The organism is uncultured Fibrobacter sp. (assembly GCF_937877005.1).
In the GTDB taxonomy this organism is placed as follows: Bacteria; Fibrobacterota; Fibrobacteria; order Fibrobacterales; family Fibrobacteraceae; genus Fibrobacter.
On sequence record NZ_CALEFV010000259.1, the window covers coordinates 1 to 4,649 of the forward strand.

Sequence of the window (4,649 nt, forward strand, 5' to 3'; positions counted from 1 at the left end):
CTTTCGCAAATATCTATATGCAACCGTTAGTTGACGGAATTATTCGTATAAAAGTCACGAAATCAGATTCAGTCCGCCCATTCGCTGTGCTAGCTTCAGATACATTTTCTCTAAAAATTCAGGCTCATTGGCGGGCGATATCACATTGTCAGGATGCTCCGGCATGACCCAGGGAAGAGTCATCTCCCCTACCTCCAAAATAAAGAACCTGTCCTCGCGGGGCTCCGCCGAAACCGGAACACCATTTACCATAATGGGAGCAAGGCCCGGTTTCACAATGGTTCCCCGAACCCGGTACCCTGCCAGATACATGGTTGGCTCAAAAGGATACATCTCCACGGGACCGTCGATATCCAGTCCAAATTGTTTCAGGAACGGAATCAAATCCGGATAGCATCGACGCACGGTTCTATAGTAGTTTTCGCAGTAACCGCAGGTGCAATGGTCGGCAGCAGCAAAGGAGGAATGCTCCTTCGTTGCATCCAGATCAATGTCAAATTCCCAGTCATTGATTTGAAGCTTCAAGGTTCATTCCTCCCCATTTTATTTTACTGCATCCAGAATCAGCTTCACCAGCTCATCCCGGCCCAGGCCCTTTTCCGCAGAGAAGGGCACGAGCACGACCTCCTCGGGTAATTCGAGGTCGGTGCGGATGGTGGCGAGGTTCTTCTCGATCTCGCTCTTTTTCAGCTTGTCCATCTTGTTGGCCACCACAACGAAGGGGCAGCCGGTCTGGAGGAAGTAGTCCGCCATGGTGATGTCGTTCATGGTGGGGGCGTGGCGGGCGTCCACGATCAGGATGCCCAGGGTGATCCGCCCGGAGGCGAAGTAGCCCTCCATGAGCTTGCCCCAGCGCTCCTTCTCGGTCTTGGGGACCTTGGCATAGCCGTAGCCGGGCAGGTCCACGAAGTAGCACTTCTTATCCACCAGGAAGTAGTTGGCATGGGTGGTCTTGCCGGGAGCCTCGCCCACCCGGGCGAAGTTCTTCCGGTTCAGGATGCGGTTGATGACGCTGGACTTGCCCACATTGGACTTGCCCGCAAAGGCGATCTCCGGCAGCGTTCTCGGAGGCAGACCCTCCAGGGTGGCACCGGATTTGACAAATTCCACATTATGCAGATTCATGTTTTACCTCACTGGCAGAGCGCTGCCGCCTCACGCTGGCGAGGAGGCTCTGCGGGGATGTTGACGGATTCCGCTTCCACAGGAGCGGGATTCAGCGCAGCCTCCAGGACCGTGCTGACCTCCTTGGCAATGACGAAGTTCAGCTTGCTGCGCACCGTCTGATCGATGTCCTGAAGGTCCCGCTCGTTGGCGGCGGGGATGATGACGGTCTTGCAGCCGTGGCGGTAGGCCGCCATGGTCTTCTCCTTCAGACCGCCAATGGGCAGCACCCGGCCCCGGATGCTGACCTCGCCGGAATTGACCGTTTCCTGAGATCCGTCGGGATAGGCCACCAAAAGCCCGCCGTCAGCGGTTAGGTCCACAGCTCTTCCGTGACGCACACCATCACCCCCAACGATGGAAATTTCTTGTCCCAACGTGATGCAATCCTTTTTGTAATCTGCCATAAAATCCTTAGACAGCAGTTGACGGTCCATTTTCCAAAGGGCTTCTATCATTTTTGCGGTTAGCTTGGGAAGGTTCACATCTCGGCCCAATGCGATTTGCAGAGAAATTGCAATATCCCGAATTTCCGCGGGGAAATCTTCGTACTGCTGTGTGCAGTTAATGCCTACGCCCACAACGGCGTATTGGACAATGCCGTGTTCCACACAAAGCTCTGTTAGAATACCGCCCAGCTTTTTTTCTTGTAGAATTAAATCGTTAATCCATTTAATGCGGGGTCGCAAACCCGTGACCTGCTCCACTGCGTCGCACATAGCCACACCCACTGCGCAGGTCAGGCGCATCAGCTGTTCGGCGGTGCCGTAGCGGCTGGTGGGGGAGTAGTAGCCGGTCACCTGGTAGCCCCAAGATTCGTCCAGCGGGTGTTCGGCAAGCGGCAAGAATTCCACGTGGGTGTAACCCATTTCCTTGAGGTACGGAATCAGGGTGTCGGCAAGTTCGTCCCAGTTCAAGAAACGATCCGGATTCGCGGGGTCGCGGCGCCAGGAACCGGCGTGGACTTCGTAAATGTTCATGGGCGAACCGAAGACCTTGGTGGCCCAGTGTGTCTTCATGTAAAGGTCGTCGCCCCATTCGTAGCCGTCGAGGTGCGTGGTGATGGAGGCGGTTGCCGGGCGGACTTCGCTGAGCTTTGCGAGCGGGTCCACCTTGACATGTAGGTTTCCATCGGCACCGTGAATTTCGTAACGGTAGAGTTCTCCTTCGCCAATGTTCGGGATGAAAATTTCCCAGATGCCGGAACTGCCGAGCATGCGCATCTGGTGACGGCGACCGTCCCAGCTGTTGAAGTTTCCGACGACAGAAACGGAGCGTGCGTTCGGAGCCCAGACTGCGAAGTGTACTCCCTTGAAACCCTGGTGCTCGACCAGATTTGCACCCAGCTTGCGGTAGAGTTCATAGTGCGTGCCGCTTGAAATCAGGTGGATGTCGAAGTCAGAAAGGACCGGAAGGAATGCGTAGGGGTCGACGAGCGTGTATTCGTTGTCGCTACCTTGCCTGATGATAAGCTTGTAGAAGAAGGGCTCGTATTCTTTGTCCAGGATGGCTTCGAAGAAGCCCGTGTCGCCGAGCTTCATGAAATCGAATTCGTATTCGCCGTCGCAGGATTCACCGCGGATAAAGCTTGCCTGCGGCTGGTAGGTGCGGATGACTGTCTTTACGCCCCTATCTGTATTGAGAGGGTGGATGCCCAGGATCGAAAACGGGTCGCGCGTGTCAAAATTCCAAATAGCGCACATGTCTTCAGCCGTGAGGCTTGTAAAATCATTCCATTCCATAAAAACTCCTGTATTTGGTATAGGCCAAGGAGGACCCAAAACACCTTGTTGCAATAATGTAAATATAACATTAAGATAAAAGAAATGTGAAATTTTCTTTTAAAAGCCCAATCAATTCTATATTTGGTGGCATGTATAGGCGTGTCCTTACCATTCAGGATATTTCGTGTTTCGGGCAGTGTTCCCTAACGGTCGCACTCCCGATTATTTCGGCATGCGGTATTGAGACGGCGGTGCTTCCGTCGGCAGTCCTTTCGACTCATACGGGGGGCTTTACCGGCTGGACCTTCAGGGACCTTACTAGCGATATGCAGCCTATTAGCGAACATTGGCGCGAGGCAGGAATCAAGTTTGACGCTTTTTATACGGGTTACCTCGGTTCTATCGAACAGGTTAATATCGTCCGCGACATCATGGATACGAACGGGGTTGAGAATGCCATGCGCGTGGTGGATCCTGCCATGGCGGACAACGGTAGCCTATACCCCGGTTTCAACGTGGAATTCGTGGGCGCTATGAAGGACCTTTGTGCAGCTGCCGACGTGATTCTTCCAAACATGACGGAAGCTTGTATGCTGACGGGGACGGAATACCGCGAAACCTATGATCGCGAATTTGCCGAGACACTCTGCAAGAAACTCTGTGACCTGGGCGCACGATCGGTAGTTCTGACAGGTGCCGGATTCCGTCCGGACTATACGGGCGTTCTGCTTTATGATGGCAAGACTTTCAGCTATTACGAACACAAGAAGATTACCAAGGGCTTCAATGGCACGGGTGACTGCTATGCCTCGGCCTTCGTCGGCTCGCTTCTGCGTGGTCGTTCCATGGTTGAGGCGGCGCGTATTGCCGCAGACTTCGTACTGGAATGCATTGAAAAGACCTACGAAGACAAGGAACATTGGTACGGCGTCAAGTTTGAGTTGGCTTTACCCAAGCTGATTGAAGAACTGGCAAACGGATAGGAGATTTTATGGCGATTGCGATGGAAGATACGGTGAACCCGATGGAATTTACGCAGGTGTTCAAGGTGACCCCCGAGATGATCGATGACAATCATCATTTCAATAACGTGTGGTCGGTTCAGTGGATTCAGGATATAGCGATAGCCCATTCCGAATCGGTGGGTGGCACGGCTTTGATGCGTGATTTGGGGGCTGGCTGGATGATTCACGTGCAGCATGTGGAATACAAGAACCAGGCTTTTCTAGATGATGAAATCCGCGGGATTACATGGGTAGCCGCTTACGGCAAGGTCGTGAGCTTACGCAAGTGTCGGTTTGAGCGAGTCTCTGACGGCAAGGTGATTTTCGAATCGGAAACCCAGTGGGTACTTGTCGACATGAAGCGCGGACGCCCCATGGCCATTTCCGATGAAATGAAGAAACTGTACGTGGGACACTAAAGAAATTTTTTCGCGATTCGTTGGAGTCTTGCGCGCCAGCTTTTTTCGTTGTCTTTGTGGTACGGCGGGTAAAGGAATTTCATGGCGTCGAGTGCGCCCTGGTGCATGATATTGCGTTCGTGGCTAAATGTCTTGAATCCGTATATTCCGTGATAATTGCCGGTACCGCTCATGCCGACTCCGCCAAAGGGTACTGACAGGTTTTCGATTTGCAGGATGCAGTGGTTCACGCAGGTGGAACCCGAAGTGGTGCGGGCGATGACATTGTTGATATTAGCTTCTGATTTGCCGAAAATATAGAGAGCGAGTGGCTTGGGGCGGCTCTGAACGAATTGAAT

At 53.2% G+C, this 4,649-nt stretch carries 6 protein-coding genes; 2 read left to right on the forward strand and 4 right to left on the reverse strand.

Annotated elements, in window-relative coordinates:
- Positions 1-54: 54 nt before the first annotated feature.
- Genes Q0628_RS11605 through Q0628_RS11615 form a run of 3 tightly spaced genes read right to left on the reverse strand, consistent with a single transcriptional unit; the run spans position 55 to position 2,906 of the window.
- Positions 55-525: a hypothetical protein gene (locus Q0628_RS11605; RefSeq protein ID WP_298771187.1), complete on the reverse strand. Its 471-nt coding sequence runs from the start codon at positions 523-525 to the stop codon at positions 55-57.
- An 18-nt stretch (positions 526-543) separates the two neighbouring features.
- Positions 544-1,125 carry a ribosome biogenesis GTP-binding protein YihA/YsxC gene (gene yihA / locus Q0628_RS11610; RefSeq protein WP_298771189.1) on the reverse strand — a complete coding sequence of 194 codons (582 nt, stop codon included), beginning with the start codon at positions 1,123-1,125 and terminating at the stop codon, positions 544-546.
- 8 nt (positions 1,126-1,133) lie between these two features.
- Complete coding sequence (locus Q0628_RS11615) at positions 1,134-2,906, reverse strand: biotin--[acetyl-CoA-carboxylase] ligase (RefSeq protein WP_298771191.1); 1,773 nt, start codon at positions 2,904-2,906, stop codon at positions 1,134-1,136.
- A gap of 131 nt (positions 2,907-3,037) precedes the next feature.
- On the opposite strand from Q0628_RS11615, the gene Q0628_RS11620 reads away from it, so the two are divergent.
- Positions 3,038-3,871: a pyridoxamine kinase gene (locus tag Q0628_RS11620; RefSeq protein ID WP_298771193.1), complete on the forward strand. Its 834-nt coding sequence runs from the start codon at positions 3,038-3,040 to the stop codon at positions 3,869-3,871.
- Positions 3,872-3,879: 8 nt separating this feature from the next.
- Positions 3,880-4,311, forward strand: coding sequence for an acyl-ACP thioesterase domain-containing protein (locus Q0628_RS11625; RefSeq protein WP_298771195.1), 432 nt, complete (start codon positions 3,880-3,882; stop codon positions 4,309-4,311).
- On the opposite strand, the gene Q0628_RS11630 is transcribed toward Q0628_RS11625, so the two are convergent.
- The coding region (locus Q0628_RS11630; RefSeq protein WP_298771197.1) for an aldehyde dehydrogenase family protein at positions 4,308-4,649 on the reverse strand (342 nt) is incomplete at its 5' end. The genes Q0628_RS11625 and Q0628_RS11630 overlap by 4 nt on opposite strands.

Excerpts from the sequence above, each read along its gene's own strand:
- Q0628_RS11615 (WP_298771191.1), bottom strand. The coding sequence starts at position 2,906 with ATGGAATGGAATGATTTTACAAGCCTCACGGCTGAAGACATGTGCGCT.
- yihA (WP_298771189.1), bottom strand. The coding sequence starts at position 1,125 with ATGAATCTGCATAATGTGGAATTTGTCAAATCCGGTGCCACCCTGGAG.
- Q0628_RS11620 (WP_298771193.1), top strand. The coding sequence starts at position 3,038 with ATGTATAGGCGTGTCCTTACCATTCAGGATATTTCGTGTTTCGGGCAG.
- Q0628_RS11625 (WP_298771195.1), top strand. The coding sequence starts at position 3,880 with ATGGCGATTGCGATGGAAGATACGGTGAACCCGATGGAATTTACGCAG.